Origin of the sequence: Saccharopolyspora taberi, assembly GCF_039534165.1 — a bacterium.
Classification (GTDB): domain Bacteria; phylum Actinomycetota; class Actinomycetes; order Mycobacteriales; family Pseudonocardiaceae; genus Saccharopolyspora_D; species Saccharopolyspora_D taberi.
The window spans coordinates 1-24823 of sequence record NZ_BAAAUX010000011.1 but is presented as its reverse complement, the minus strand read 5'-3'; the positions used below and the strand labels follow the sequence as shown (position 1 = coordinate 24823).

Here is a 24823-nt window from a genome sequence, read left to right as displayed (position 1 = left end):
GATAATGCATGGACCCGCAACACGGCAAGGAGATCGCATGACGTCGGCCGTTTCGATCGAGCAGCACACCGTCACCGACGAGTCCGGAGGCCCGTACGCGCTCACCTCGGGACCCGATGGTGCGCTGTGGTTCACCGTGGTCCACGGCGGCAGGATCGGCCGGTTGGTGCCGGGGGAGGAGCCCACCAGCCACCAGCTCGACCCGGACAGCGGGCCGACGATCATCGCGCCGGGGCCGGATGGCGCGCTGTGGTTCACCGAGTACAAGGCGCACCGGATCGGCCGGATCACCACCGGAGGCGAGATCACCGGGTTCGGACTGCCCACGCCGGACGCCGGTCCGTACGGCATCGCCGCCGGTCCGGACGGTGCGCTGTGGTTCACCGAAACCGCTGCCAACCGCATCGGCCGGATCACCGGAGACGGCCGGGTGCGGGAGTTCGAGCTGCCGGTCGACGGCGCGTTCCCGTCGGCGATCACCGCCGGGGCCGACGGCGGGATGTGGTTCACCATGAACATGGCCAACGCGATCGGCCGGATCGGGGTGGACGGCGCGGTCGCGGTTCACCGGTTGCCGACCGAGGGCGCCGCACCGGTGGGGATCGCGGCGGCCCCGGACGGCGCGGTGTGGTTCGTCGAGATCGGCGCCGGGCAGGTCGGCCGGATCACCCCGGACGGCGGGATCGCCGAATTCCCGCTGCCCGACCGAGCGGCCCGGCCGCACGCGATCACCTCCGGAGCTGACGGGAGGCTGTGGTTCACCGAGTGGGGCGCCAACCGCGTCGGCTCGATCACGGTCGACGGCGAGATCGAGGTCCACGACCTGTCCGCGGCCGGCTCGGAACCGCACGGCATCGCCCTCGGACCGGACGGTGCGCTGTGGACGGCGCTGGAAACCGGCGCGCTCGCCCGGGTCAGCCCGAGGTGAGCGGAGCGGAGCCGAAAGCGACGTTGAACCGGTCGCACCAGATCACCACGCTCGTCAGCCCGGCCAGGTCGGCGTCGGGCGGTACGGGGTAGTTCTGGCTCCCGCGGTTGCCCTTGAGCGGGCCGAGCGCGAGGTACCGCCCGTCGTCGTACTTGCTCCACTCGCCGCCCGCGGTCTGGTCGGTCAGCCACACGTGCAGATCCGGTCCATCCGATGTGGACAGACCTTCGATGCGCAGCAGCCGGGAACCGTCCGGCAGCCGAACCACCCGCGCGACACCGCTGGTCTCGTGCTCCTGGGCGACGAAGGCGCCCGTCGCGAGCTCCACCGGTTCCGGAGGCGGGGCCGGGCTCGTGCCCGGTTCGGCGGGCGGGGCGGAGCTGGTGACGGGCGCGGACGGCAGCGCCTCGTCGACGGTGTGCTGGGTCCACACCCGCCACGGCTGGAACGCCCACGCCCCGAATCCCAGCAGCACCACCAGCACTGCCACCGCCACCGCGGCCAGGGTCCGTCGTCTCATGGCACCGACGCTAACCCCGGCCAGGGCGTTCTGCGCCTTACGGAGTGCTTACGGCCGCACTTCGAGCTCGGCGATCCCGGCGTGCTCGGGGCCTTCCGGACCCGTCAGCTCCACCCGGACGTACCGGGCGAGCCGCCCGCCGGGGATCTCCGGCTGCGCCTCGGTGAACTCCCTGCCGTCGACCGAGGTCAGCAGCCGCCACGAGCCCGGCGCGGTCTCGGTCCAGCGCGGCGTGAGGCGCGAGATCCGTTGCGGCGAGCCGAGATCGACGGTCATCGAGCCGCGCGCTCCCGCCAGGGCCCAGGTGGTGGCGGTGTTGCCGTCGACCGCGGCTTCGGCGTACTTGCCGGGTTCCTCGCTGTCCGCGGCGGCTGCCTGGCAGCGGGCCAGGTTGTCCGTGGGAACCAGGTCCGGCCTGCGGGTCTTCAGCGTCAGCGGGGAACCGCCGCTGACCACGTGCGCTCCGTCGGGCGCCTGCACGGTGAACGGCTCGCCCTCGCGCAGCGTCACGGTGCTCTCCTCCGCGCCCAGGCGCACGTCGAACGTCCGGCCCTGCCACTTCAGCCCGGTCAGCTCCACCCCGTCGGCCAGCTGCGGCGGGAGCGTCGGGTCGAGCACGACCCGGTCCTCGCGCCACCGCAGCCCGGTCAGGCCGTGGGTGAAGACCTGGGTGTAACCGCCCGCGCCGGTGAGGAAGTTGAACGTCGGCGCCCCGGCGCCCTCACCGGCCCGTTCCCCGCGCGCTTCGGAGAACTGCGCGAACGGGTCCTTCTCGAAGGGCCGGATCGACCGCTCCAGGTAGGTGTTGGCCGCGCAGCCCGGCTCGCCGGTGGCGGCGGCGTCGATCGCGTGCGCCGAGTCCGTCATCGCCGGTCCGTCGGGATCGGTGCGCGGCGCGTAGTAGTCCAGCGTGCGCGCCGCGGCTTCCGGCGTCATCGGCCATTCCAGCGGGTACTGGAGGAGGACCGCGTCGGCCTGCTTGATCTGCTGACCCTGGTAGCCGTCGTACTGCTGGAAGACCTGCTGCTGCGGATCGAACGGGATGCGCAGCTTGTCGGCCACGGCGTTCCACTCCGGGGGAGCCTGCTCACCGACCAGCGCGGCGGCCTTCGTGGCGTTGCGCAACGAGATCGCCGCTCCGGCGTTGGTGAACACCCCGTCGTTGACGCCGTTGCTGTACTCGTCCGGCCCGGCCACGTTGTTGATCGAGTAGCTGCCGTCGGCGTTCGGGGTGGCCCGGTGCGCCCAGTACTCGGCGATGCCCTGCAACACCGGCCAGCCGTGCTCGCGCAGCCACCGGCGGTCGCCGGTGGCCTGGTAGTACTGCCAGGCCGCGAGCGACACGTCGCTCTGCAGGTGGTTCTGGGTCAGGCAGTGCGGCGGATCCCAGCTGTGGCAGTCCTTCTGCAGATCCCCGCTGTCGGCGCTGGTCCACGGGTAGAACGCGCCGCGCTGCCCGATCGCGGCGGCGTTGGCACGAGCCGCGGGCAGCATCTTCTCGCGGTACTCCACCACCGACCGCGCGATCTCGGGGTGGCGCAGCAGCAGGCTCGGGTACATCCACAGCTCGGTGTCCCAGAAGATCAGGCCCGCGTAGTTGTCGCTGCTCAGGCCCGCAGGCGCGACGCTGAAGTCCTGTTCCTCGCGGACGCTGGACAGGATCGCGTACTGGCTGGAGCGCAGCGTGTTCTGCAGATCGGGGCGGCCCGGGACGCGGATGTCGCTTTCCCACAACCGCTTCCAGCGCTCGACGTGCTCGTCGAACAGCTCGTCCCAGCCCCGTTCCGCGGCGGCCCGGGACTCCCGCGCCGCCGCTTCGGCGTGCCCGGGGTTGGTCACGGAGGTGTCGACCCCGACGAACTTGCTGAACTCGTAGGTCCGCCCCGCCCGCACCGGGAAGCTGAGCCGCTGCTCGGCGGTGAGCCCGTCGACGCGCTGCCGCGGCACGGCGTCCACGTCGTCGGCGCGCAGCGTCGATGCGACGGTGCCGGCGGCGCGCACGCCGTCGGTCTCGAAGCCGACCTGCACCGTGTCGCCGGAGGCCCGCCCGCCGGTCGGGTGCATCCGGCGGGCGCCCGCGCCGTCGATGACGTCGGCGACCTCGGCATGCCCCTCCCAGCGCGGGGTCATCCGCACCCGCACCGCGCCGACGTGCGGGTTGGCGCGGTCGGCGACGACCTCGTAGTCCAGGTCGGTGGCCCGGCCGTCCGGCGCGGTCCAGGTGAGGGAGGTGCGCACGACGCCGCAGCGGAAGCTCAGCGACTGCCGGAAGTTCGAGATCTGCTCCGGCGGCGTCTGCGCGGTGTAGGTGTGCTCGTCGGAGCCGACCGCCAGCGTCGACCACGTGGGGATCGCGGCGATGGCGTGGCGCAGCTGCTCGCTCTGCGAGCTGGGGCCCTCGCCGTAGAGGCCGGCCACGAAAGCGCCGTCGTAGCGCGGGGTTTCCAGCGGGAACCCGGTCTTCTCGCCGGTAGCGGCGTAGCCCGCGCCCTGCGGCGGAACCCGCTGGGAGAGGTAGCCGTTGCCGACGAAGGCGTGCCGCGTGTAGTCGGGGTCGAAGCGGTCGGTCGACAACTCCCAGCCCTGGCCGCCGGCGCAGTCGTCCGCGGCGGCCAGCGGTGCCGGGGCCACGGTGGCCGACGCCGAGAGCGCGATCCCGCCGAGGACGCCCACGAGCCGGGTCAGTCGCATGGTCCACCTCTTGTTCGGTTCAGAACGGAGCAGTCGAGGACCTAACCGTCCGGCGCGACGACAGTCAAGGAAAGTCCGCCACCGTCACCGTCCGTGCCGGACCGTACCCGCTCCGCGCTGCCGCGTGGGGCCGTTTTGCCGGATCCGTCACCGGGACGTCCGCAATGGCCGAGACGTCCTTATTGGACGGAATGGTCCCGGCGCGCCGCGCTCGCCCGGCGGAGCGGACGCGGCTCCGGGACTACGCTGCCGGCATGGCGAAGTACTACGACGTGCATCCGGACAACCCCCAGCCGCGGTCCATCGGTCAGGTGGTCGACATCGTCCGGGAGGACGGCCTGATCGCCTACCCGACCGACTCGTGCTTCGCGCTCGGCTGCCGGCTGGACAACCGCGACGGCGTGGACCGCATCCGCTCGATCCGGCACCTGGGCGACAAGCACCACTTCACGCTGGTGTGCCGGGACTTCGCCCAGCTCGGACAGTTCGTGCACATCAACAACGCGGTGTTCCGGGCGGTCAAGGCGTCCACCCCGGGCAGCTACACCTTCATCCTCCCGGCGACCAAGGAGGTCCCGCGCAGGCTGATGCACCCGAAGAAGAAGACCGTCGGCATCCGCATCCCCGACCACGTCACGACCCAGGCGTTGCTGGCCGAGCTGGGTGAGCCGCTGCTGTCGAGCACGCTGCTGCTGCCCGGTGACGAGGACCCGATGACCCAGGGCTGGGAGATCAAGGACCGGCTCGACCACGTGCTCGACGCGGTCATCGACTCCGGCGACTGCGGCGTGGAGCCGACCACCGTGGTCGACTTCTCCGGCGGGGAACCCGAGATCGTGCGCCACGGCGCGGGCGACCCGGCCCGCTTCGAGTAGGGCGGGTCAGCCCATGTGCTCGGCGACCCGGCCGAACAGCGTCTCCGAGCGCAGCGCGGCGTAGCCGGGCTTGATCACCTCGTTGATCAGCGCCAGCCGCTGGTCGAACGGGATGAACGCCGACTTCATCGCGTTGACGGTGAACCACTGCATGTCGTCGAGCGAGTACTCGAACTGCTCGACCAGCTCGCGGAACTCGCGGGTCATCGAGGTCTGGCTCATCAGCCGGTTGTCGGTGTTGACCGTGACCCGGAAGTGCAGCCGCCGCAGCAGCGCGATCGGGTGCTCGGCCAGCGACGGCACGGTGCCGGTGTGCACGTTGGAGCGCGGGCACATCTCCAGCGGGATGCGCCGGTCCCGCACGAAGGAGGCCAGCCTGCCCAGGCGGGCCTTGCCGTCCTCGCCGATCTCGACGTCGTCGACGATGCGCACGCCGTGGCCCAGCCGCGCCGCGCCGCACCACTGCAACGCCTGCCAGATCGACGGCAGCCCGTAGCCCTCACCGGCGTGGATGGTGAAGTGGCAGTTCTCCCGCCGCAGGTACTCGAACGCCTTGAGCGAACGGGAGGGCGGGAACCCCGCCTCCGGCCCGGCGATGTCGAAGCCGACGACGCCGGAGTCCCGGTAGCGCACCGCCAGCTCGGCGATCTCGTCGGCGCGGTCCTCCTGGCGCATCGCGCACAGCAGCACCCCGACGCGGATGCGGTGGCCCGCCGCGGTCGCGCGGGCCGCGCCCTCCCGGAAGCCCTCGATGATCGCCTCCACGACCTCGTCGAGGCCCAGCCCGCGCTGGGTGCTCAGCTCGGGCGCGTACCGGACCTCGGCGTAGACGACGCCGTCCGCGGCCAGGTCCTCGGCGCACTCGGCGGCGACCCGGCGGATCGCCGGGGCGGTCTGCATGACGCCGACGGTGTGCACGAACCGCTCCAGGTACTCCTCCAGCGAGCCCGCCTCGCTCGCCGCGGCGAACCACTCGGTGATGCCCGCCGGATCGGTCGTCGGCAGCTGGTCGTAGCCGGTCTGCTCGGCCAGTTCCAGCACCGTCTCCGGGCGCAGCCCGCCGTCGAGGTGGTCGTGCAGCAGGACCTTCGGGGCGCGTCGGATCTGGTCGGGGGTCGGCACGTGGGGCACGAAGTTACCTCCTGAGGGATGTGCTGTTGTCTGACAAGTCGGCGGGTGTTGAGCGAACGGTTTACTCCCGTCCCGCATGAGATGTCAAGGTCATGCCCGCTCAAGCTCGCGGGCGGTGTTGACGGCTAGGTGAACCGCTCTCTAATTTGTCTGACATCAGTCGGGAGCAGGGGGTGAACCGTGGCGGGCAGACGACCGCAGCGGCGACCGGTGGTGGAACTCTACGAGCGGATCGTCGACGCCGTCCGGGACGGGACCTACCCGCCGGGATCCGCGCTGCCGTCGGAACCCGAGCTCGCCGCCGCGCTGGGGGTCAGCCGCACGGCCCTGCGGGAGGCGCTGATCCTGCTGCAGGAGGACGGCGTGATCACCGTCCGGCGCGGGGTCGGGCGCACGGTCAGCGAACGCCCCGCCCGGCGCGGGTTCGAGCGGCTCCAGGCCATCGAGTCGCTGCTCGGGCCCGGCAGCCGGGTCTGCCCGCTGGTGCGGGAGCGGGAGGAGCCCACCGACCTGGTCATGCAGCACCTGCCGGTACCCGCCGGCGGTGAGGTCCGGTTCTGGGAGAGCCTCGTCGAGGTCGACGGGGCGCCGGCCTGCCTGGCAGAGGAGTGGTGCGTCCACGACGAGGCGCTGGCGGCGGTCGACCCCGCGCTGCCGGGAGTGCTCGAAGGCGCCGCGTCGAAGTCCGGCACCATGCTCGGGGTCCTGACCTCGGCCACCGGCGGCCTGCCGCTGACCGGTGCCAGCACCGTGACCGCGACCGTGCTCGGCAGCAGGCGGGGCGAGCTGTTCGGCCGCCCCGGTGACACCCCGGTCGTGCTGGTGACCCAGGTCGTCTCGGTCGAGCGCACCCCGCTGCTGGCGGCCAAGTACGTGCTGCCCAGCGGCGCGCCGGGCCTGGCGGTCCGCCAGTCCCGTTGAAACACCCGGTTCCGCCGCGGAACCGCGCATTCGAAAGGCAATCCATGGCGCCCAAGCAACCACTCGTCGTCGACTGCGACACCGGGATCGACGACGCCCTGGCGTTGCTCTACCTGCTCGGCGACCCCGAGGTCGACCTGCGCGCGGTCACCACGGTGTTCGGCAACACCGACGCGGGCACCGCGGCCGCGAACACGTTGCGGGTGCTGGAGATGCTTGGCCGCGACGACGTTCCGGTCGCGGTCGGCGCGCGCACCAACCGGCGCGGCACCTTCCACCTCGCCCCGTACGTCCACGGCGACGACGGGCTGGGCAACACCGGTCTGCCCGCTCCGGTCGGCGCCGCGTCCGGCGAGCCCGCGGCGGAGCTGATCGTGCGCCTCGCGCGGGAGAACCCGGGCAGGCTGAACCTGCTCGCGGTCGGGCCGCTGACGAACCTGGCGGCGGCGCTCGACCTCGAACCGCGGCTGCCGGAGCTGGTCGGGCACGTCACGGTCATGGGCGGCGCGGCCCACCACCCGGGCAACGTGACCCCGGTGGCCGAGGCCAACATCCACAACGATCCGGAGGCCGCCCGGATCGTTCTGCGGGCGGTGTGGGACGTCACGCTGGTCCCGCTGGACGTGACGATGACCGAGGTCCTGACCGAGGAGCACCAGCGCAGCCTGCGCGCGGGCGGCTCGCCCGCGGCGGAGTTCGCGGCGGCGATCCTGGACCACTACCTCGGCTTCTACGAGCGCCGCACGTTCGGCGTGCGGCAGGCGGCCTGCCACGACCCGCTGGCGGCGGCGATCGCGGTCGGCGACGTCGAGCCGCTGCTGGCCCCGGTGGTCGACGTCGACGTCGACACCGGGGACGGGCCGGGGCGCGGGATGACGGTCGCCGACACCCGCGGCCAGTACCTGGGCTTCCCGGCGCAGGACGCGGCCCGCGTCCGGGTCGTGCTCCGGACCGCCGGGACCTTCGCCGACCTGCTGGTCGAGCGGTTGTGCGGGACGGGCGGGGAGCGGTCGCGGCACGTCGCCTGACCCTGTGTGCCGAAGTCGGCGGTGCGGCGGGTGCTCTGCGAGACTCGGTTCGCGCGGTGTTGAGGGGCGTGGGAGATGGAACCGTTTCCACCGGCGTTGGGCCTGTCCTCGGAGCAGACCGAGCAGCTGCTCCGGCTGGCCGGTGCGGCGCCGTCGCTGCACAACCGCCAGCCCTGGCGGTTCCGGCTGTCGCCGGAGTCGATCGAGCTGTTCTGCGATCCGCGACGCAGGCTGCCCGCCGCCGACCCGGACGACCGCGAGCTGCGCGTCGGCTGCGGCGCGGCGCTGCTCAACCTCCGGATCGCCCTGGCGCAGGCCGGGATCCGGCCGGACGTGACGCTGGTGCCGCGCACCGGCGGACCGTGGGCGCTGGCGCACGTCCGGGTCGCAGAGCACGCCGACCCGGCGCCGCCGGAGTCCGAACTGTTCCGGGCGATCCCGGTCCGCCGCAGCAACCGGCGCCCGTTCCTGCCCGACCCGGTGCCGCTGGCCCACTGCCAGGCGCTGGTCCGCGCGGTGCAGGCCGAGGACTGCTGGCTGCACGTCGTCGAGCGGTCGCAGCTGGGGGTTCTGGAGAACCTGGTGCGCACCGCGCACCGGGCGCAGCTGGACGATCCGGCATTCGTCGCCGAGATGCTGGAGTGGACCGGCCGCGGGCCCGGGGAGGTCGAGGGGGTGCCCGCGGCGTCGGCCGGGCCGTTGCCGGAACCCCAGGACCAGTGGGTGCTGCGGGACTTCTCCGGCGGGCAGGCCCGGATCCGGTTGCCGGGCAAGGACTTCGAGTACGACCCGCTGCTGCTGGTGCTGTGCTCGCACAGCGGCACCCGGACCGCCGACCTGGAGGCGGGGCAGGCGTTGCAGCGGATGCTGCTCACCGCGACCTCGCTCGGCCTGGTCGCGTCGCTGATCTCGCAGGTGACCGAGGTCGGCGAGGTCCGGGAGGAGCTGCGGCGGCTGCTCGGCGGGAGCCTGCACCCGCAGGCGGTGGTCCGGGTCGGCTACGGCACGCCCGCGCCCGCGACGCCCCGCCGGGAGCCGCGGGAGCTGCTGGTCGATCAGGCCGGGGCGTAGGTCAGGCAGTCGACGGTGTTCTGCTGGTAGCCGATGGTGATGCCCGGGGCCTGGCACTCCAGGTCGACGTTGTGCCGGCAGTCGCTCATCTTGCAGGCGCCGACGTGCCCGATCGCGTCCGGGTCACCGCCGCGCTGCGACACGGTGGTGAAGGTGTCGCACTGCGCGTGCCGGGGCTCGCCGATGGTGATGGCCAGCGCGTGGCAGTTGTGATCGCTGTTGTAGGCGCAGTCCTCGGCTCCGCAGTTGTTGACCAGTGGCATTTCCACGGAAATCCTCCCGGGGGAGTAGGGGTTTGTGCCGCCACTGTCACCAGCACCTGCGGCGGGGAGCCCGGCGAAGCACCGACTTTCACCTGATAGGTGACGTGCGTCAGAACCCGTGGACGAGCACGAGGTCGAGGTCGCCGTCGCGGAGTCCGCGCAGCACGCGGAGCTCGTGGGCGACCACCGGGTCCGGGAGCGCGCCGAGGCTGAACCAGCGCAGGTCCGCGGCCTTCTCCGGTTCCATCAGCCGGGGCTCGCCGGTCCACCGGCGGCACTCGAAGAAGAAGTCGACCCGCTCGTTGATCGCCTGGCCGTCGCCCCTGGTCCGGTGCATGACCGCCAGCGGGACCAGGTCGGCGGGGTCGACGCGCACCCCGAGCTCCTCGGCGGCCTCCCGGACCGCCGCAGCCGGGGCGGGCTCGCCGGCCTCGATGTGGCCGGCCGCGGCTGCCGCCCAGTGGCCGTCCATGTATCCGGTGTTCTCGCGCAGTTGCAGCAGCACTTCGTCGTTCCGGCGGAAGATCACGTACGCCGCGGGGACCACTTGGAAGCTCACCGTCGCGAGCCTAATCCGTTTGTTGCGACTGTGGCTTCAGTGTCGAGTGAAATTAATCCGACGGGGCAGATCGACGAGCCGACCGGGCCGACCGCGGCCAGTCTGGGAGGAGTGCGCCGGGCCGAGCGTCCGGGAGGCTGCCGCCGGAACGGGGGCCGTGGATCTTGAGACTGAGTGCCAAAGCGAGGACCTGGCGCGACGGGATGCTGCGCGCGGGTACCGGAAGGTTGGTGGGCGTCGACGCGACCCGCGGGATCGCGCTGTTCGGGATGATGGGCCTGCACGCCCTCGACAGCTCCGACGCGGCGGGGAACCCGACGCTGTCGAACGCGGTGGTGACCGGGCGTTCCGCCGCGGTGTTCGCGGTGCTGGCCGGGCTCGGGATCGCGTTCACCACCCGGCGCCGGAAGGTTCCCGGCGGGCGCGAGGGCTGGGCGGTGGCCGCCGCGCTGACCGGGCGGGCGTTCGGGATCGGGCTGATCGGGCTCAGCCTCGGCTACGCCGACATCGACGTCGTGGACGTCATCCTCGCCTACTACGGGGCGATGTTCCTGCTGGCGATCCCGCTGGTGTTCCTGAGCACCCGCGGGCTGGTCGCGGCGGTGGTGGCGCTGCCGCTGGCGGTGCCGGTGCTGAGCCAGCTCATCCGGGACCTCCTGCCCGAACCAGCCCTGGAGAACCCGTCCTTCGGATACCTGTTCACCGATCCGCTCGGACTGCTGGTGGAGGTCATGCTGACCGGCGGGTACCCGGCGCTGCCGTGGATGACCTACCTGGCGGTGGGAATCCTGCTCGGCAGGCTGCGGCTGTCCTCGATGCGGACGGCCTGGGCGATGTTCGGAGCGGGAACCGCGATGGCCGTCGGAGCCGCACTGCTGTCGCGGCTGCTGCTCGGGCCGTTCGGCGGGATGGCCGCGATCCTGAGCAGCGCGGCGGATGACGACCTGACTCCCTCGGATGTCGACGACATCATGAAGTTCGGGGAATCGGGCACGACACCCACGGGCACGTGGTGGTGGCTCGTCGCCGACGTGCGCCACACGGGAACACCGATCGACCTGATCCACACCACCGGAGTCGCGGTCGCGCTGCTCGGTGCGGTGCTGCTGCTCACGCACGTGACCCGGCCCGTGCCGAGCAAGGTCGTGCACGCGGTGTTCGTGCCGCTGTCGGCGGTCGGCGCGATGCCGCTGACCATCTACAGCGCGCACATCGCGTTCATGGTCTCCCCGCTGGACGTGTTCGACGCGGTTCCCGGCTACCTCGTCCAGCTCGGCGTCGCGCTGGCTTTCGCCGTCGTCTGGCGGAGTTTCTTCGAACGCGGACCGCTGGAGTGGGCGGTGTCGTTGCTGTCGAACCGCGCCCGCGACGCGGTGCTGGGCAGGGGCGGCTAGCGCCGCCAGGCGGGGTTCAGCCGGATCTCGATGTCGTCGGAAGCCGTCTCCGGCGCCGGGTCGGCGGTCACGCGGACTCCCATCGCGCGGCCGGTCTCCGCTTCGACGAACGACAGGGGCGGGTTGTCGTCCTGCAGGTGCTTGTCGCCCCACTGCATCAGCGACAGGAACACCGGCAGCAGGTCCTCGCCTGCCTCGGTCAGCCGGTACTCGTCGCGGGCCCGCTTTCCCGGTTCCTGGTAGGGAACGCGGGTGACGATCCGCGCCGACTCCAGCTGCTTGAGCGCTCGCGACACCGCGGGGGCCGAGGTCCCGATCCGCGTCACGAAGTCCTCGAACCTCGTCGTGCCGTAGAAGCATTCGCGGACCACCAGGAACACCGTCTTGGTGCTCAGCAGGTCCAGCACCCGGGCGGCCGAGCAGCCGTCGCCGATCGACCACTTCTCCCGGTCGCGCAGCCGTTCCTCGAACTCCATCGCCACCCGGACATTGTAACTAACGCTTGCATTATCCAGCGGTCCGTGTTGTCATCTAACTAACGTGATCGTTATTCAGATGGAGGGCGAAGTGGTAGCGGTGGCAGGCAGAACCGTCGTGGTGACCGGAGGCCGGCGCGGCCTCGGCGCCGCGCTGGTGGACGAGGTACTGGCCCGCGGGGCGCGGAAGGTGTACGCCACCGCGCGCTCGGCGCATGGCGATGACCGCCCGCGGGTGGTTGCGGCCGAGCTGGAGGTCCGCTCGGCGGAGTCGGTGGCCGCTCTCGCGGAGCTCGCCGCCGATGCCGAGATCGTGTTCAACAACGCCGGGGTCCTGCTCCCGGCCGCGCTGCTCGCGGACGATCTCGACGCCGCCGCAACGACGTTCGACGTCAACGTCTTCGGACCGCTGCGGGTGGCGCGGGCGTTCGCGCCGGTCCTGGCCGCGAACGGCGGGGGAGCGCTCGTGAACATGCACTCGGTCCTGTCCTGGCTGGCGGGCAGCGGTGCTTACGGGGCGTCCAAGGCGGCGGCATGGTCGGTCACGAACTCGCTGCGGCTCGAACTGGCCGGCCAGCGCACCCAGGTCGTCGGCGCGCACGCGGGACTCATCGACACCGAGATGGTCAGCGCCATCGAACGCCCGAAGGCGACCCCGGCCGAAGTGGCCGCGCGGATCGTCGACGGTCTGGAGAACGGGGCGGTGGAAGTGCTCGCCGACGACGTCAGCGCCGCCGCCAAGGCAGCGCTGTCCGGGCCGGTCGAAGACCTGGTTTTCGCCCGCTGACACCGAATCCCACCAACCGGAGGAGAACTCGAATGCCGCTGTGGACCATCCACCACACGCCCGGAACCTTCACCGGCGAGGACAAGCACCAGCTCGCCACCCGCATCGCCGACCACTACGAACAGGTCGGGCTGCCCCGCTTCTACGTGATCACGCTGTTCCACGAGACCCGCCCGGAGGACTTCTACGTCGGCGGGGACCCCGCTCCGGCCGGGGTCCGCATCGCCATCGACCACATCGCCCGGCGCAACCCCGACCAGGAGAGCCGCCGCCGGACCGCGCAGTGGATCAGGCGCATGCTGCAGCCCCACCTGGAACGGCACCCGGGGCTGCACTGGGAGTTCCACGTGGACGAGACCAGCGAGGACCTCTGGATGATCAACGGGATCGTGCCGCCCCCGGCCGGTTCCGACGCGGAGAAGAGCTGGGCGGCGAACAACGCGGCGGCTCCCTACTGATCCCGCGCCTGAAGCTCGCGGTGCCGCTGCTGCGCCTGCTCGTGCTGCTGCCGGGCCTTCCGGACCGCTTCGCGGGCGTCGTCGACCTCCCGAGCGGCCTGGTCGAGCTGTTCCTGGAGTTCCGCCTGCCGCTGCTCGGCTTCCTCCAGCGTCCGCCGGGCTTCGGCGAGCGACTGCTCGTCCCGGCGGACGTCTTCGGCGGCAGCGGCCAGCTCCGCGCGGAGTTTCTTCTTGGGAGCGGCCGGTTTCTGGCGTTCCGGCGCGCGCAGGAGTGCTTCGGCGGACAGCTCGTCGAGCCCGAACCCGCTGTAGCTCAGGGGTTTCACGAGGGTTCCGGCCTGCACCTGCGCGGCCTGCGAGGGATCGGACACCGCGGCGTGCAGGGTCTGTTCGACCTGCTGCACCGCTTGGCCGCCCAGGGGGTGCCCGGCTTGCTCGGCGAGCTTCACCGCCGTGGCGGTCAGCTCGCGTTGCAGCCGGGCGCGTTCCCGGTCGAGCGTGCGGACCTCGTCCGCCCGCAGGTCCCGCTGCGCGGACCGCATCCGCGCGCCGACGTCGACCAGCGCGTCCAGCTGCTTGCGCGCCGACCCGGCGAGCAGGTTGACCGCCCAGGCTGCGAGCACCGGCTTGCGCTGCTTCTTGAGCTCGGCGGCGAGGTGGCCGTCGCCTCCGTCGCGGGCGAGCGCGGCCTGCCGGTCCCGTTCCGCCACGAAGTCCGGAGGCGGGACGCGGTAAAGGGCGCGCACCGCCTCGTCGACGTCCAACCGATCACCGGCGCCTGAGAAGCTCCGGCGGCGTTCGCGGACCGGTGTGCAGCAGCGGGTCGTACCCGGCGGGCGCCCGCCTCGGGCCGATCGGCTCCGTGATCAGCTGCCGGAGCAGCGGCACCCGCGGGGTCGTCACCTTGGTCCACGGCATTTCGGGGCTCCTTCGCGTGTCGGGTCCTCAACCCTGGTCTGCCCGTGCGGAAGGAGCAGGCAAACACGGGACACCCGACCGGGCAACTCGATCGCGTCAGCGGCTGGCTTCGGCGCGATCTCGGCCAGCGCTCGCAGAGCCGTCACGAAGTCTTCGTGGCTCTCGGTCTGCCGGACCTTCGTCCGTCCCACGGTAGTAATGGTGGTGAGTGACCGGCTGGACCACTGGACCATGGATCGTTCCCGCCTGAACCGCAGGACCTTGAACGGGCCCGCTCAGCAGGTTGCCGGTTGAAGATCCGGTGTGGTCCCCAGGGCGAACGTGCGGATCGCCTTCGGGCTGCGCGGTTTCACCAGGCACATCCGTCGGGGTCTCTTCTCGCCCGCGCATCAGCCGCCAGCTCGAAAGCCCGATTGCGGCGGTGAGGACGTAGGCCAGCAGCAGCAGCGACGCCCACGAGGTGTCGACCGCCCACACCGCCGCCCAAATGAACGCCAAGCACACCGCGTACGCGACGAGCCGACCCCGGACGGCCCTTCTGCGAGCCATCGCACCTCCACGAGTCTTCGCCCAAAGGTAGCGAATTCCGCACGCCGGGTAACCCGGTTCCGCACGGCCCGCTCCAACAAGCGGAAGCGCCCCGAAGGCTCAGCCCACGGGTGTGCTCAGGTCCCGCGCGGGTTCGCCGCCGCGGCGGCGAACCCAGACCAGGTGGACCACCGCGAGCACAGCGAGCCATCCGACGCCGACGACCAGAGCCACGCGCGTCTCGGCGGAGAACGCGAGCAACACGCAGACCAGCACCATGAACGCGATGGTGACGATCTGCCCGTACGGCCAGAGCGGTACCGGGAACTTCAGCGCCGCGACCTGCTCCGGGGTCATCCGGCGCCGGGAGCGGAAGTGCGCCAGCAGGATCATCAGCCAGACCCAGACCGTGGCGAAGGTGGCGATCGAGGCGATGATCTCGAAGACCTGCTCCGGGATCAGGTAGTTCAGCAGGACACCCGCCAGCAGCGCGCCGGTCATCACGACCACGGTCATCCACGGCACCCCGTTGCGGGAGACCCGGCGCATCACCGCCGGGGCCTGGCCGCGCTGGGCCATGCCGAACAGCATCCGCCCGGCGCCGAAGATGTCGCTGTTGATCGCCGACAGCGCTGCGGTGATGACCACGACGTTGAGCACGGTCGCCGCCGAGGTCAGGCCCAGGCTTCCGAAGATCTGCACGAACGGGCTGCCGGCGTCGGTGATGTCGCGCCACGGGATGATCGACATGATCACGCCGAGGGTGAGCACGTAGAACAGCAGGATCCGCACCGGGACGGTGTTGACCGCGCGCGGGATGGTCCGCTGCGGGTCCTCGGCCTCGCCCGCGGTGATGCCGATGATCTCGGTGCCGCCGAAGGCGAACATGACGATCGCGAACGACGCGAGGAAACCGTCCAGACCGGTCGGGAAGAAGCCGCCGTGCGCCCACAGGTTGTGCACGCCGACCTCGACGCCGTGGGACTGGAAGCCGAAGACGACCACCAGGACGCCGCCCGCGATCATCGCGATGATCGCCAGCACCTTGACCAGCGAGAACCAGAACTCCAGCTCGCCGAAGACCTTGACGCTGAGCAGGTTGACGGTGCCGATCACGCACAGCGTCGCGAGCACCCACACCCATCTGGGCACGTCCGGGAACCAGAACTGCATGTAGACGCCGAGCGCGGTCACGTCCGCGATGCAGACGATGATCATCTCGAAGGTGTAGGTCCAGCCGGTGAGGAAGCCCGGCAGCGGGCCGAGGTGCTTGCGCGCGTACTCCCCGAACGAGCCCGGCACCGGATCGCTGACCGCCATCTCGCCCAGGGCGCGCAGCACCAGGAAGACCGCGGCACCGCCGATCAGGTAGGCCAGCAGCACCGAGGGGCCTGCCGCCTGGATCGACTCCGACGAGCCGTAGAACAACCCGGTGCCGATCGCCGAGCCCAGCGCGATGAACCGGATGTGCCGGGTGGTGAGTCCGCGGCTCAGCGCCGGCGTGCCTGCTTTCAACGTGGTCCTCCTCGGGGAACGGCGGTGTTCCCTGCGGTCAGGTGGTGGATCGGCTCGCTGCACGGTGGCAGGCCGGTGCGCCGGGTTCGAGCGCCGGGTCGCGGTTTGTGCCGAGGAACACAGCCGGGCGCGGGGTCATCCGGCGAGTTCGGCGAGCACCGACATCCCGCGGTGCAGCTCCTCGAACCCGGTGCTCAGCGGGGCGAGACCGATGCGGATCCCGTCCGGGGCGCGGAAGTCGGGGATGACCCCGCGCTCCCACAGCGCGTCGGTCAGCTCGCGGAAGTCCGGCCGCCGGACGGTGATGTGGCCGCCGCGGCGCTCGGGCTCGCGCGGGGAGGCCACCTCGACGCCCTCGGCGGCGAGCCAGGAGTCGGCGAGGTCCAGCGCGAAGCCGGTCAGCCGCAGCGACTTGTCGCGGACCGCGTCGATGCCCGCCTCCTCCAGCAGCTCGATCCCGCTGATCAGCGGGATCATCGCCAGGATCGGCGGGGTGCCCGACACCATGCCGCGCACGCCGTCGGCGGGCCGGTAGCCGGGACCCATCGTGAACGGGTCCTGCCTGCCCATCCAGCCCCAGACGGGCTGGCGCACCCGGCCGTGGTGGCGCCGGTTGACGTAGCCGAACGCGGGCGATCCCGGACCGCCGCACAGGTACTTGTAGGTGCAGCCGACCGCGAAGTCCACGCCCCAGTCGTCGAGCCGGACCGGGACCGAACCGGCCGAATGGCTCAGGTCCCACAGCACCAGGCCGCCTGCCTCGTGGACGGTGGCGGTGATCGTCCCGGCATCGGCCAGGTAGCCGGACCGGTAGGCCACGTGGCTGAAGACGGCGAGCGCGGTGTCCGGCCCGACCGCCTCGGCGACCTGCTCGGCGGTGATCCCGGCCGCCGGGTCGGTGGTGATCCAGCGCAGCCGGAGCCCCAGCTCGGCGGCGATGCCTTCGAGGACGTAGCGGTCGGTGGGGAAGTTGTCGGTGTCGAGCAGGATCTCGCCGCGGTCCGGTCGCGCGCCGAGCGCGGCGCGGGCGAGCTTGTAGAGCATGACCGTGGTCGAGTCGGCGATGACGACCTGGCCGTCCCCGGCGCCGAGGGCGGCGCGGCCGAGGCGGTCGCCGACGGTCTCCGGCCACCACATCCACTCGTCGGTCCAGCCCCGGATGAGCCGGTCGGCCCACTGGCCGCCGACGAAGGCGGCCATCCGGTCGGCGGCGGCGCGGATCGGCCTGCCCAGCGAGTTGCCGTCGAGGTAGGCGATCACGTCGCTGCCCTCGGGGACCAGGAACCGGTCCCGGAAGCCGCGCAGCGGATCGGCCTCGTCCAGCGCTCTGGCTTGGCGGAGCGCGGAATCCTGCCGCCGGACCTCGGTCATCGCACCCCTCGTTCGGTCGCCGGAATGACCTGCGGAGTCTGTAACGGTCGTCATCAAAAGGCAATAGCGCCGGGCTTCGCGGACGCGTGGCGGCTTCACGGCGGGGTGAAAGTTGGTTGCTGTGCGTGTCCGGAACCGCCTGCGGGCCGGGCCCGCGCCGCCCCGGCGGCGGGTTCCGGGAGTGCTCCCGGCCCGGCTGCCGCGCGGTGGCGTCGGGCCAGGTCAGGGGCGATGACGCGAGGCGAGGTCGGCGGGTGATTTTTCCCAATCGGGTGATGGTCGTCCGTTCTTACCGCACGTGATCCCGCTGCGGGTACCGATTGGCGGTCATACCGTGGCCGTGGGGCCGGCGAGCCGCGGGAACGGCGGGCTCCGCATGCGCAAGGCCCGCGCGGTCGGAGGTGGTCGTGCACGCCCACCTGGTCACCGAGAACAGCAGCCCCGAGGACACGGCATCACGGGAGCCGCTCGACCACGTCCTGACCGCGAACGGCCGACGCGGTCCGGCGGCGCGGGTTCCGGCGTGCCCGCCGCGCGATCGCGATCAGCACCGCGCTCAACGGATTCGGGGGTGGACATGACCGACGCGACTGAGCGCCTCGAGGCGCAGGGGGTCGTCGGCGAGGACGAACTGCGGGCGGGAACCCGGGTGCGGCTGCGCCCGCACCAGCGGGCCGACATCGTCGACCTGATGCTGGCCGACCGCACGGCCGAGGTCGACCGGGTGGAGGAGGGCACCGACGGCCGCCGCTACGTGGTGGTCGTGCTCGACTACGACCCGGCCCGCGACCTCGGGCCGATGTGCCGGATCGGGCGGCGGTTCTTCTTCGAACCCGAGGAGCTGGAACCGCTGCGGCCGACCGGCGCGGTGTCCGGCGGGCGGATCCTGGTGGCCAGCGTGGGCGACGCGTTCCGGGTGGACGGCGTCTTCGGCCGCGCGGTGGTGGAGCGGCTGCGCCAGGGCGGCTGCCCGCCGGGCGTGCACCTCGCCGAGTTCGGCATCCGCACGCTCGATCTGGAACAGGCCTTGCCCTGCTACGACAAGGCGATCCTGCTCCAGGTCGCGGCGTGCGGGAACCGGCCGGGCGGGCTGTCGGTCCGGGAGACCGACCTCGGGCGGATGGTGGGCGAACGACTCGACATCACGGTCACCTGCGAGCCCGCCGCCCACGGCGTGCACGGCGAGCTCAGCCCTCCCGCGGCGGTCGCGGTCGACCACGCGGTGCGGCTGGTCCAGTCGCTGGTGACCGACCTGCTGTCCTGGCACGGAGACGCGGTCGGCAGCTGATCCCCACGTCCTCCGTTCAGCCCTGTGAAGCGGCGGCGGTGCTCTGCTGGAATTGATCTCATGGGGGCCAGGGCTGATCTCATGGGATCCCGCGCGGGGACTCGACGCCGACCGCCGGCCCGCGAGTCGCCCCGGCCGTCCGGCCCGGTGAGCCCGCGATGAACGCCGTCGTCACCGGTGCGTTCCTGGTCCTTCTCCCCGCGATCATCCTGGCGCTCGTCGGCTGGGAGACGCGGGTTCGCCTGCGCCTGCGGAGATCCGGCGTCACCGCCCGCGGCAGGGTGGTCGGGCACGTCAGCAGGACCGACGGCATGGACGAACCGGTGCTCCGGTTCGTCGACCGGCGGGGCCGTTACGTCGACTTCCGGCCCCAGCGCGGCGCTTTCGGCTCGTTCGCCCCGGTGGGGATGGAGGCCGATCTCGTCTACCTGGAGAACGATCCCGACACCGCCAGGCTCGCCTCGGACGTGCGGGGTCGGTACTGGTCGTTGCTGGTGGCGGCGCCGTGCGCGGGTGTGATGCTGCTCGGCGTGCTGGTGCTGGCCGGAGTTCTTCCCCAGGGAACCCGGTCGATTCCGTCCGGCTCTCCGGTCAAGGGTGTCTTCGGGCTGGTGAACCTGGTGATCGGCCTGCTCATGGTCGGGGGCGGCTGCTGGTGGTTCTGGCGGTTGCTGCTCCGGTACCGCGACGGGCACACCACGACCGGCACGGTGGTGCGCCGGTCGTCCCAGAACCAGGGGCGGGATCTCGCGGTGGTGGAGTTCCTCGATCTCCACCACCGCCGCATCCAGCTCGTCAGCAGGGCCGTTTCCCGCAAGGTCGGCACCCGGGTCCCGGTGCGGTACCCGGCGGAGCGCCCTGGGAAGGGCGTCGCCGGGTCGCTGGCGCGCAACGCGCGGTCCGCCGCCGTGCTCTTCCTGCTGGGGCTGGCAACAGCGGCGGTCGGCGTCGCGATGCTCGCCTGAACTACGCGGCCGCCTCCATCGTCAGCAGCCGCTGCTTGGCCTCGGGCCCGCCGACGTACCCGCCGAAGGACCCGTCGGAGCGCACCACGCGGTGGCAGGGCACCACGACCGGCAGCGGGTTCCTCGCGCAGGCCGTCCCGACGGCGCGGACCGCCTTCGGGCTTCCGGCGGCGGCGGCGACCTCGGCGTAGCTCTCGGTGCGCCCGTACTCGATGTGCGGCAGGTGCGCGAGCACGTCGCGGCGGAAGCCCTTCGACAGCCGCAGGTCCAGCGGCACGTCGAACCGGCGGCGCGACCCGGCGAAGTACTCGTCGAGCTGCCGCGCGACCTCGTCCAGCCGCTCGCCGGACCGCAGGATCCGCGGGCTGACCGCGGTGGCCAGCGCCGACAGCACGGCGTCGTGGTCCTCGCGGGCGAAGGCCACCCGCAGCAGGCCCTGCTCGGTGGCCGCGACCAGCAGCGGGCCGACCGGCGTGTCGACCGTGCGGTAGGTGATGTCCAGGACGCCCTCGTCGCGCGCGGAGGCGACCAGCCGGGTGTGCAGGCGGGCGCGGGTCCGGTCGTCGACCTCGGTCAGGGCTGCGAACAGGTCGGCGGGATCGGGTGCGGTCATCGTCGGGTCCTTCCTCACGTGCTCGTGGCGGCCGGGTAGGTGGCGCGCAGCCGTTTGATCCCGTCCGAGGCCGCCTTGCGCGCGGCGTCCGCGCTGCCTCCGGTGATGGCCGCGATCTCCTGGTAGGGCAGTCCGGCCAGGTAGTGGTAGGCGACCGCGGAGCGCTGCCTGCCGGGCAGCTCGCGCAGCGCGCGCCACAGGTCGCCGTCCCAGCGGTCCGGACGGCCGGTGCCGCTCGGCCGCTCGGGCACCTCCTCCACCGCGATCGGCCTGCGGGCGTTGGAGCGGGTGACGTCGACGGCCTTGCGGTGGGCGATCGTGACCAGCCACGCCTCCACGTTGGCGTCGGCGGGCAGGTCCGGGTACGCCCGCAGCGCCGCGAGGAAGGTCTCCGACCAGGCGTCCTCGGCGTCCTGCGGACCGAGCACCGCCCGGCACACCCGCAGCACCACCGGCCCGTACTCGGCCACGATCTGCTCGAAAGGTCTCATCGGCACACCTGGTAGACGTCCGCGGCGCCGGAAACGTGAGGCGGGACCGGCAGCAGTGCTCCAGGAACCGGCAACGCGGCAGGCAGCGGGCCGCGGCGGTCCCGGGTGAACAACGCGGTCGTGGTCGTCATCGACCTGACTCTGCCCGGTCCGCCGCGCCAGCGCCTGACCGGGCGGCCCGGTACCGGCGCAACTAGCCTGCGCGGCTATGGGACTGGTGCACTCCAGCGTGTTCGAAGCGCCGATCGACGAGGTGTTCACCTGGCACACCAGACCGGGTGCGATCATCCGGCTCACCCCGCCCTGGGGTCCGGCCAGGGTGGTCACCGAGTCGGTCTCGCTGCGCGACGGCCGGGCGGTGCTGGCCCTGCCCGGCGGTCTGAAGTGGACCGCGCGGCACGACCCGGACGCCTACGACCCGCCGTACCGGTTCGCCGACGAGGTCGACGGGCGGTTCCGCTGGCGGCACACCCACGAGTTCACCGCCGAGGGCGGTGACCGGACCCGGCTCACCGACACCGTCGACACCCCGGTGCCCGAGCGGTTCCTGCGGCCGGTGTTCACCTACCGGCACCGCCAGCTCGCCGACGACCTCGCGGTGCACCGCTGGGCGCGGCAGCTGCGGCCGGAACCGCTGACGGTCGCCGTCACCGGATCGTCGGGCCTGGTCGGATCGGCGCTGACGGCGCTGCTGACCTCCGGTGGCCACCGGGTCGTCCGGCTGGTCCGGCGCAGCCCGCGCACGGCGGGGGAGCGGCGGTGGCGGCCGGAGGCCCCGGACCCGGACCTGCTTGAGGGGGTCGACGCGGTCGTGCACCTGGCGGGCGCGTCGATCGCGGGCCGGTTCACCCCGGCGCACAAGCACGAGATCCGCGCGAGCCGGGTCGGCCCGACCCGCGCGCTGGCCGAGCTCGCCGCCCGCGGCGCGATCGGGGCGTTCGTCAGCGCTTCGGCGATCGGCTTCTACGGCCCGGACCGGGGCGACGAGCCGCTGACCGAGCGGAGTTCGCGCGGATCGGGGTTCCTTGCCGACGTCGTCGTCGACTGGGAAGCCGCCAGCGCGCCGGCCGAGGACGCCGGGGTGCGGACGGTCCGGGTCCGCACCGGGGAGGTGCAGTCGGCGGCCGGTGGCATGCTCAGGATGCTGCGCCCGCTGTTCGCCGCCGGGCTCGGCGGGCGGCTGGGCAGCGGCGAGCAGTGGACGTCCTGGATCGCGCTCGACGATCTGCTCGACGTCTACTACCGGGCGCTGGTCGACACCGGACTGTCCGGTCCGGTCAACGCCGTCGCACCGCACCCGCTCCGCAACATCGACTACAGCCGCACCCTCGCCGAGGTGCTCCGGCGGCCCGCTGTCGTGCCCACCCCGTCGTTCGGCCCGCGCCTGCTGCTCGGCGCGGAAGGGGCCCGCGAACTGGCCGAAGCCGACCAGCGGGTGGTGCCGCAGCGGCTGCTGGACCTGAGCCACCGCTTCCGGTTCCGCGGTCTGGAACCCGCGCTGCGGCACGCCCTGGGCCGGACCGGCTGATCGGACCGCGCCGCGGGTGTCCACTGAGGTTTGTTTGATCGACTAAGGATTTCCGCGTCCGCGCAGGACAAACCGGATGTCCATAGTGGATCCGCGGTCGATCGTGACCCGCGATCCCCGGCGTTTTCCGCCGAGCACCGGGAATTTTCCGGCGAAACGCTCTGTCCGGGGTGTCCGGGTCGTAGTATCGTCCCCGTGGCAGCGAGGCTGGGGACCGGAGGGATGCGATGACGCCGCCCCCGGAGATCGACGGGCCCCCGGATCTCCCGCTGCCCGCCGACGAGGGCGACGACCCGGCCTTCACCGAGGTCCGGCGGCTGATCCGGGACGGCGACGACGAGGCCGCGGCCCGGCTCGCCGCCACCATCGCCGACGGGACCGCCGATCCCCGGCTGGAGGGCCGGGCGCTGGTGCTGCGGCTGGGCTCGCTGTTCAACCTCGGCCGGGTCGCCGACTGCCCGGCGCTGCTCGACCGCGGGTTCCGGGTGCTGGAGGGCGTCGGCGACCACGCCCTGCTGGGCGACCTGTACGCGCTGGCGGGGATCGTGGCCGCCCAGGACTCGCTGGAGCGCTGCATCCGGCACCTCGTGCAGAGCTCCCGCGAGCTGGATCAGGTCGAGCAGCCCGGTATCGAGGCGGTCAACGCCTGGCACAACCTGGCCGTCACGCACTCCTACCTCGGGTTCCACGCGCAGGCCACCAGCGCCGCCGACCGCGCCTACCGGATGGGCCGGGCCATCGGGCTCGCCCCCGGCGACCACGCGCTGCCCGAGGTCGCGGTCCGGTGGGCGGTGTCGAAGGACCACCGCGGCGACACCGAGGGATGCGTCCGCATGCTCCACGAGGTGCTGCGCGCGTGGGACCGGGACTCGCTGCGCGGCATGTGGTGCGTCGAGCAGTACTACTACGGCTACGCCGCGGCCCGGCTGCTCGCCCTGGGCGAGCCCGCGCGCTTCGACCCGGACCTGCTCGCCGCCGAGGCCACCGGCTGGGAGGCGGCGGACCTGCGGCTGCTGGCCGCCGCGTGCGCCGCCGTCGGCGACGGCCGCCCGGCCGAGGCGATCGACCTGCTCGCCGACCGCGACGTGCACGCCTACACGCTCGGCGCGGCCGAGATCAGCCGGGTCCGGGCGATCGCCCACCAGTCCGACGGCGACTACCGGGCGGCGCTGGCCGCCGACCGCGAAGCCGTCCGGCTGGCCGCCGACGGGATCGAGCACCTGCGGGAGCGGCTGGTCGACAGCGCGCGGGTGCAGCTCGACCACGAGGCGCTGAACCGGGTCGTCGGCCGGTACGAGACGGAGGCGCTGACCGACCCGCTGACCTCGCTGCCGAACCGCAGGCACTTCGACCGCTGGTTCGCCGGCATCGCCCGCCGTGGGACGCGCGGGTGCGTCGGGGTGATCGACCTCGACGGGTTCAAGGCGGTCAACACCGTGCACGGCCACCTCTCCGGCGACATGGTGCTGCGCCGGGTCGCGGCGATCCTCGCCCGCACCGTGCGCGTGGGCGACTTCGTCGCCCGCTACGGCGGCGACGAGTTCGTGGTCCACCTGCCCGACACCGACCTGGCGACCGCGGGCTCGGTGGGCGAGCGCATCACCGCTGCGATCGCCGCCGAGAACTGGGATGCTCTGGTGGTCGGCACCCCGGTGGCGGTCACCGTGGGATGGGCCGAGCTGAACGAGCACCGCGATCTGCTGGCGGCGCTCGAAACCGCGGATCGCGCGATGCTCGACCAGAAGGCCCGCGTTCACTGAACCGGCTCCCGGTGCGGGGCCGGCCTGGCTCGCGGGGAGGGGATGTGGACTTCGTCGTCGGGGTGGTGAGCGCGCTGCTGTCCTGGCTGCGCTGGTCGGTGGTGCCCGCGACCTGCCCGGGCGGGTGGACCCTCGCGACGGTGGCGGCCGGCGCGTTCTTCGCGCTGGGACCGGTGCTCGGGGCGTTCGGCATCGCAGTGGTGCGGCGCCGCACCGGGAACTGGTACCCGCCCGGCACGCTCGCCCTGTTCGCCGCGGTGGGGGTGGTGTTCGCGGCGGCGCTGCCGTTCGGGGGCTTCGCGGCCGTGTCCGAGATCTACTCGCGGGCCGCCGGGGGAGCTGTTCCGCCCGGGCTGACCAGCCGGGACGTCGCCTCGATGGGGGTCGGGCACTGCGTGCTGCCGCCCGAGATCGACTACCTCGGCGACTCGCGCACGTTGCTGGACGCGGTGACCGACACCGCCAGGCCGCTGCTGCTCGTCCCGTACGCGGCGAGCCTGGTGCTGCCGTTGCTGGCGCTGCTCGTCACGCGTTTGCAGGCGCAGCTGGCGTTCCGCCGCGGCCCGATGTGGCCTGCCCGGCTGTTCTGGCTTCCCTTCCTGGCTTTCGCGGTGCTGACGATCGGGCTGAACGCGAACGCGGTGCTGCTGACCTGGTTCGGTTTCCTGCCTGCCGCGGTGGTGGGATGCGTTCTGGTGCGGCTGGCGGGCGCGCCGAGCTGGGCGGTGACCGGCCGCCGCCGCG

25 protein-coding genes and 1 pseudogene are annotated in these 24823 nt (G+C 72.4%); 13 read left to right on the top strand and 13 right to left on the bottom strand.

Features of this window, described 5'->3' with window-relative positions; translation table 11 throughout:
• Positions 1 to 37 precede the first annotated feature (37 nt).
• Positions 38 to 928 carry a Vgb family protein gene (locus ABD691_RS09305; protein WP_344679118.1) on the top strand — a complete coding sequence of 297 codons (891 nt, stop codon included), beginning with the start codon at positions 38 to 40 and terminating at the stop codon, positions 926 to 928.
• On the opposite strand, the gene ABD691_RS09300 is transcribed toward ABD691_RS09305, so the two are convergent.
• The gene (locus ABD691_RS09300; protein WP_344679117.1) at positions 915 to 1448 is read right to left on the bottom strand and encodes a DM13 domain-containing protein; all 534 of its coding nucleotides are present in this window, start codon (positions 1446 to 1448) and stop codon (positions 915 to 917) included. The two genes, ABD691_RS09305 and ABD691_RS09300, sit on opposite strands and share 14 nt — an antisense overlap.
• 48 nt (positions 1449 to 1496) lie before the next feature.
• On the bottom strand, positions 1497 to 4139 hold the full coding sequence (locus tag ABD691_RS09295) for a glycosyl hydrolase family 65 domain-containing protein (protein ID WP_344679116.1): 2643 nt from the start codon (positions 4137 to 4139) through the stop codon (positions 1497 to 1499).
• A gap of 254 nt (positions 4140 to 4393) precedes the next feature.
• Between ABD691_RS09295 and ABD691_RS09290 the strand changes: the two genes are divergently transcribed.
• On the top strand, positions 4394 to 5014 hold the full coding sequence (locus ABD691_RS09290) for an L-threonylcarbamoyladenylate synthase (protein WP_344679115.1): 621 nt from the start codon (positions 4394 to 4396) through the stop codon (positions 5012 to 5014).
• A 6-nt stretch (positions 5015 to 5020) separates the two neighbouring features.
• Here the strand turns inward: ABD691_RS09290 and ABD691_RS09285 are convergent, their stop codons facing one another.
• Complete coding sequence (locus tag ABD691_RS09285; RefSeq protein WP_344679114.1) at positions 5021 to 6145, bottom strand: adenosine deaminase; 1125 nt, start codon at positions 6143 to 6145, stop codon at positions 5021 to 5023.
• Positions 6146 to 6325: 180 nt separating this feature from the next.
• Between ABD691_RS09285 and ABD691_RS09280 the strand changes: the two genes are divergently transcribed.
• The 3 genes from ABD691_RS09280 (at position 6326) to ABD691_RS09270 (ending at position 9165) form a co-directional block, all read left to right on the top strand.
• On the top strand, positions 6326 to 7066 hold the full coding sequence (locus tag ABD691_RS09280; RefSeq protein ID WP_344679112.1) for a GntR family transcriptional regulator: 741 nt from the start codon (positions 6326 to 6328) through the stop codon (positions 7064 to 7066).
• Positions 7067 to 7110: 44 nt separating this feature from the next.
• On the top strand, positions 7111 to 8094 hold the full coding sequence (locus ABD691_RS09275) for a nucleoside hydrolase (protein WP_344679111.1): 984 nt from the start codon (positions 7111 to 7113) through the stop codon (positions 8092 to 8094).
• Positions 8095 to 8169: 75 nt separating this feature from the next.
• Positions 8170 to 9165 (top strand): Acg family FMN-binding oxidoreductase, encoded by a 996-nt coding sequence (locus ABD691_RS09270; protein WP_344679110.1) that lies wholly within the window; start codon positions 8170 to 8172, stop codon positions 9163 to 9165.
• Here ABD691_RS09270 and ABD691_RS09265 read toward each other — a convergent pair.
• Together ABD691_RS09265 and ABD691_RS09260 are read right to left on the bottom strand one after the other, a co-directional pair.
• Entirely contained in the window at positions 9150 to 9428 is a 279-nt protein-coding gene (locus ABD691_RS09265) for a DUF1540 domain-containing protein (protein WP_344679765.1), read from the bottom strand. The two genes, ABD691_RS09270 and ABD691_RS09265, sit on opposite strands and share 16 nt — an antisense overlap.
• A gap of 109 nt (positions 9429 to 9537) precedes the next feature.
• A complete protein-coding gene (locus ABD691_RS09260) occupies positions 9538 to 9987 on the bottom strand; it encodes an NUDIX domain-containing protein (protein WP_344679109.1) in 450 nt (149 codons plus the stop codon).
• 230 nt (positions 9988 to 10217) lie between these two features.
• Between ABD691_RS09260 and ABD691_RS09255 the strand changes: the two genes are divergently transcribed.
• Complete coding sequence (locus ABD691_RS09255; protein WP_344679108.1) at positions 10218 to 11381, top strand: heparan-alpha-glucosaminide N-acetyltransferase domain-containing protein; 1164 nt, start codon at positions 10218 to 10220, stop codon at positions 11379 to 11381.
• Here ABD691_RS09255 and ABD691_RS09250 read toward each other — a convergent pair.
• Positions 11378 to 11857, bottom strand: a complete 480-nt coding sequence (locus ABD691_RS09250) for a winged helix-turn-helix transcriptional regulator (protein WP_344679764.1) — start codon at positions 11855 to 11857, stop codon at positions 11378 to 11380. The genes ABD691_RS09255 and ABD691_RS09250 overlap by 4 nt on opposite strands.
• 100 nt (positions 11858 to 11957) lie before the next feature.
• On the opposite strand from ABD691_RS09250, the gene ABD691_RS09245 reads away from it, so the two are divergent.
• Together ABD691_RS09245 and ABD691_RS09240 are read left to right on the top strand one after the other, a co-directional pair.
• On the top strand, positions 11958 to 12644 hold the full coding sequence (locus ABD691_RS09245; RefSeq protein WP_344679107.1) for an SDR family oxidoreductase: 687 nt from the start codon (positions 11958 to 11960) through the stop codon (positions 12642 to 12644).
• 32 nt (positions 12645 to 12676) lie between these two features.
• Complete coding sequence (locus tag ABD691_RS09240) at positions 12677 to 13102, top strand: tautomerase family protein (protein WP_344679106.1); 426 nt, start codon at positions 12677 to 12679, stop codon at positions 13100 to 13102.
• Here the strand turns inward: ABD691_RS09240 and ABD691_RS09235 are convergent.
• The 4 genes from ABD691_RS09235 to kynU form a co-directional block, all read right to left on the bottom strand.
• Positions 13096 to 13866: a hypothetical protein gene (locus ABD691_RS09235; RefSeq protein WP_344679105.1), complete on the bottom strand. Its 771-nt coding sequence runs from the start codon at positions 13864 to 13866 to the stop codon at positions 13096 to 13098. The genes ABD691_RS09240 and ABD691_RS09235 overlap by 7 nt on opposite strands.
• A 4-nt stretch (positions 13867 to 13870) precedes the next feature.
• Positions 13871 to 14020 (bottom strand): hypothetical protein, encoded by a 150-nt coding sequence (locus ABD691_RS09230; protein WP_344679104.1) that lies wholly within the window; start codon positions 14018 to 14020, stop codon positions 13871 to 13873.
• Positions 14021 to 14668: 648 nt separating this feature from the next.
• A complete protein-coding gene (locus ABD691_RS09225; protein WP_344679103.1) occupies positions 14669 to 16063 on the bottom strand; it encodes an amino acid permease in 1395 nt (464 codons plus the stop codon).
• Between the two features lie 135 nt (positions 16064 to 16198).
• Positions 16199 to 17434 carry a kynureninase gene (kynU, locus tag ABD691_RS09220; protein ID WP_344679102.1) on the bottom strand — a complete coding sequence of 412 codons (1236 nt, stop codon included), beginning with the start codon at positions 17432 to 17434 and terminating at the stop codon, positions 16199 to 16201.
• 577 nt (positions 17435 to 18011) lie between these two features.
• Here kynU and ABD691_RS09215 point away from each other — a divergent pair.
• Positions 18012 to 18722, top strand: a complete 711-nt coding sequence (locus tag ABD691_RS09215; protein ID WP_344679101.1) for a hypothetical protein — start codon at positions 18012 to 18014, stop codon at positions 18720 to 18722.
• Between the two features lie 158 nt (positions 18723 to 18880).
• Positions 18881 to 19687, top strand: coding sequence for a DUF3592 domain-containing protein (locus ABD691_RS09210; protein ID WP_344679100.1), 807 nt, complete (start codon positions 18881 to 18883; stop codon positions 19685 to 19687).
• A gap of 1 nt (position 19688) precedes the next feature.
• Here ABD691_RS09210 and ABD691_RS09205 read toward each other — a convergent pair whose 3' ends face one another.
• Genes ABD691_RS09205 through ABD691_RS09195 form a run of 3 tightly spaced genes read right to left on the bottom strand, consistent with a single transcriptional unit; the run spans position 19689 to position 20922 of the window.
• Positions 19689 to 20300 carry a methylated-DNA--[protein]-cysteine S-methyltransferase gene (locus ABD691_RS09205; protein WP_344679099.1) on the bottom strand — a complete coding sequence of 204 codons (612 nt, stop codon included), beginning with the start codon at positions 20298 to 20300 and terminating at the stop codon, positions 19689 to 19691.
• 14 nt (positions 20301 to 20314) lie between these two features.
• The gene (locus ABD691_RS09200) at positions 20315 to 20791 is read right to left on the bottom strand and encodes an RNA polymerase sigma factor (protein ID WP_344679098.1); all 477 of its coding nucleotides are present in this window, start codon (positions 20789 to 20791) and stop codon (positions 20315 to 20317) included.
• Positions 20788 to 20922, bottom strand: a complete 135-nt coding sequence (locus tag ABD691_RS09195; protein WP_344679097.1) for a hypothetical protein — start codon at positions 20920 to 20922, stop codon at positions 20788 to 20790. The genes ABD691_RS09200 and ABD691_RS09195 overlap by 4 nt, the downstream gene beginning before the upstream one ends.
• Positions 20923 to 20999: 77 nt before the next feature.
• Here ABD691_RS09195 and ABD691_RS09190 point away from each other — a divergent pair, with 77 nt between their 5' ends.
• The 3 genes and pseudogenes from ABD691_RS09190 to ABD691_RS09180 form a co-directional block, all read left to right on the top strand.
• Positions 21000 to 22319 carry a TIGR01777 family oxidoreductase gene (locus tag ABD691_RS09190; RefSeq protein ID WP_344679095.1) on the top strand — a complete coding sequence of 440 codons (1320 nt, stop codon included), beginning with the start codon at positions 21000 to 21002 and terminating at the stop codon, positions 22317 to 22319.
• A gap of 227 nt (positions 22320 to 22546) precedes the next feature.
• Positions 22547 to 24079, top strand: coding sequence for a GGDEF domain-containing protein (locus ABD691_RS09185; protein WP_344679094.1), 1533 nt, complete (start codon positions 22547 to 22549; stop codon positions 24077 to 24079).
• A 44-nt stretch (positions 24080 to 24123) separates the two neighbouring features.
• A pseudogene (locus tag ABD691_RS09180) lies at positions 24124 to 24823 on the top strand (serine/threonine-protein kinase); the annotation flags it as partial.

Excerpts from the sequence above, each read along its gene's own strand:
- ABD691_RS09275 (WP_344679111.1), top strand. The coding sequence starts at position 7,111 with ATGGCGCCCAAGCAACCACTCGTCGTCGACTGCGACACCGGGATCGAC.
- ABD691_RS09190 (WP_344679095.1), top strand. The coding sequence starts at position 21,000 with ATGGGACTGGTGCACTCCAGCGTGTTCGAAGCGCCGATCGACGAGGTG.
- kynU (WP_344679102.1), bottom strand. The coding sequence starts at position 17,434 with ATGACCGAGGTCCGGCGGCAGGATTCCGCGCTCCGCCAAGCCAGAGCG.
- ABD691_RS09300 (WP_344679117.1), bottom strand. The coding sequence starts at position 1,448 with ATGAGACGACGGACCCTGGCCGCGGTGGCGGTGGCAGTGCTGGTGGTG.
- ABD691_RS09230 (WP_344679104.1), bottom strand. The coding sequence starts at position 14,020 with ATGCCGTGGACCAAGGTGACGACCCCGCGGGTGCCGCTGCTCCGGCAG.
- ABD691_RS09305 (WP_344679118.1), top strand. The coding sequence starts at position 38 with ATGACGTCGGCCGTTTCGATCGAGCAGCACACCGTCACCGACGAGTCC.
- ABD691_RS09290 (WP_344679115.1), top strand. The coding sequence starts at position 4,394 with ATGGCGAAGTACTACGACGTGCATCCGGACAACCCCCAGCCGCGGTCC.
- ABD691_RS09295 (WP_344679116.1), bottom strand. The coding sequence starts at position 4,139 with ATGCGACTGACCCGGCTCGTGGGCGTCCTCGGCGGGATCGCGCTCTCG.
- ABD691_RS09210 (WP_344679100.1), top strand. The coding sequence starts at position 18,881 with ATGAACGCCGTCGTCACCGGTGCGTTCCTGGTCCTTCTCCCCGCGATC.
- ABD691_RS09270 (WP_344679110.1), top strand. The coding sequence starts at position 8,170 with ATGGAACCGTTTCCACCGGCGTTGGGCCTGTCCTCGGAGCAGACCGAG.
- ABD691_RS09185 (WP_344679094.1), top strand. The coding sequence starts at position 22,547 with ATGACGCCGCCCCCGGAGATCGACGGGCCCCCGGATCTCCCGCTGCCC.
- ABD691_RS09205 (WP_344679099.1), bottom strand. The coding sequence starts at position 20,300 with ATGACCGCACCCGATCCCGCCGACCTGTTCGCAGCCCTGACCGAGGTC.
- ABD691_RS09195 (WP_344679097.1), bottom strand. The coding sequence starts at position 20,922 with ATGACGACCACGACCGCGTTGTTCACCCGGGACCGCCGCGGCCCGCTG.
- ABD691_RS09265 (WP_344679765.1), bottom strand. The coding sequence starts at position 9,428 with ATGCCACTGGTCAACAACTGCGGAGCCGAGGACTGCGCCTACAACAGC.
- ABD691_RS09240 (WP_344679106.1), top strand. The coding sequence starts at position 12,677 with ATGCCGCTGTGGACCATCCACCACACGCCCGGAACCTTCACCGGCGAG.
- ABD691_RS09200 (WP_344679098.1), bottom strand. The coding sequence starts at position 20,791 with ATGAGACCTTTCGAGCAGATCGTGGCCGAGTACGGGCCGGTGGTGCTG.
- ABD691_RS09250 (WP_344679764.1), bottom strand. The coding sequence starts at position 11,857 with ATGGAGTTCGAGGAACGGCTGCGCGACCGGGAGAAGTGGTCGATCGGC.
- ABD691_RS09215 (WP_344679101.1), top strand. The coding sequence starts at position 18,012 with ATGACCGACGCGACTGAGCGCCTCGAGGCGCAGGGGGTCGTCGGCGAG.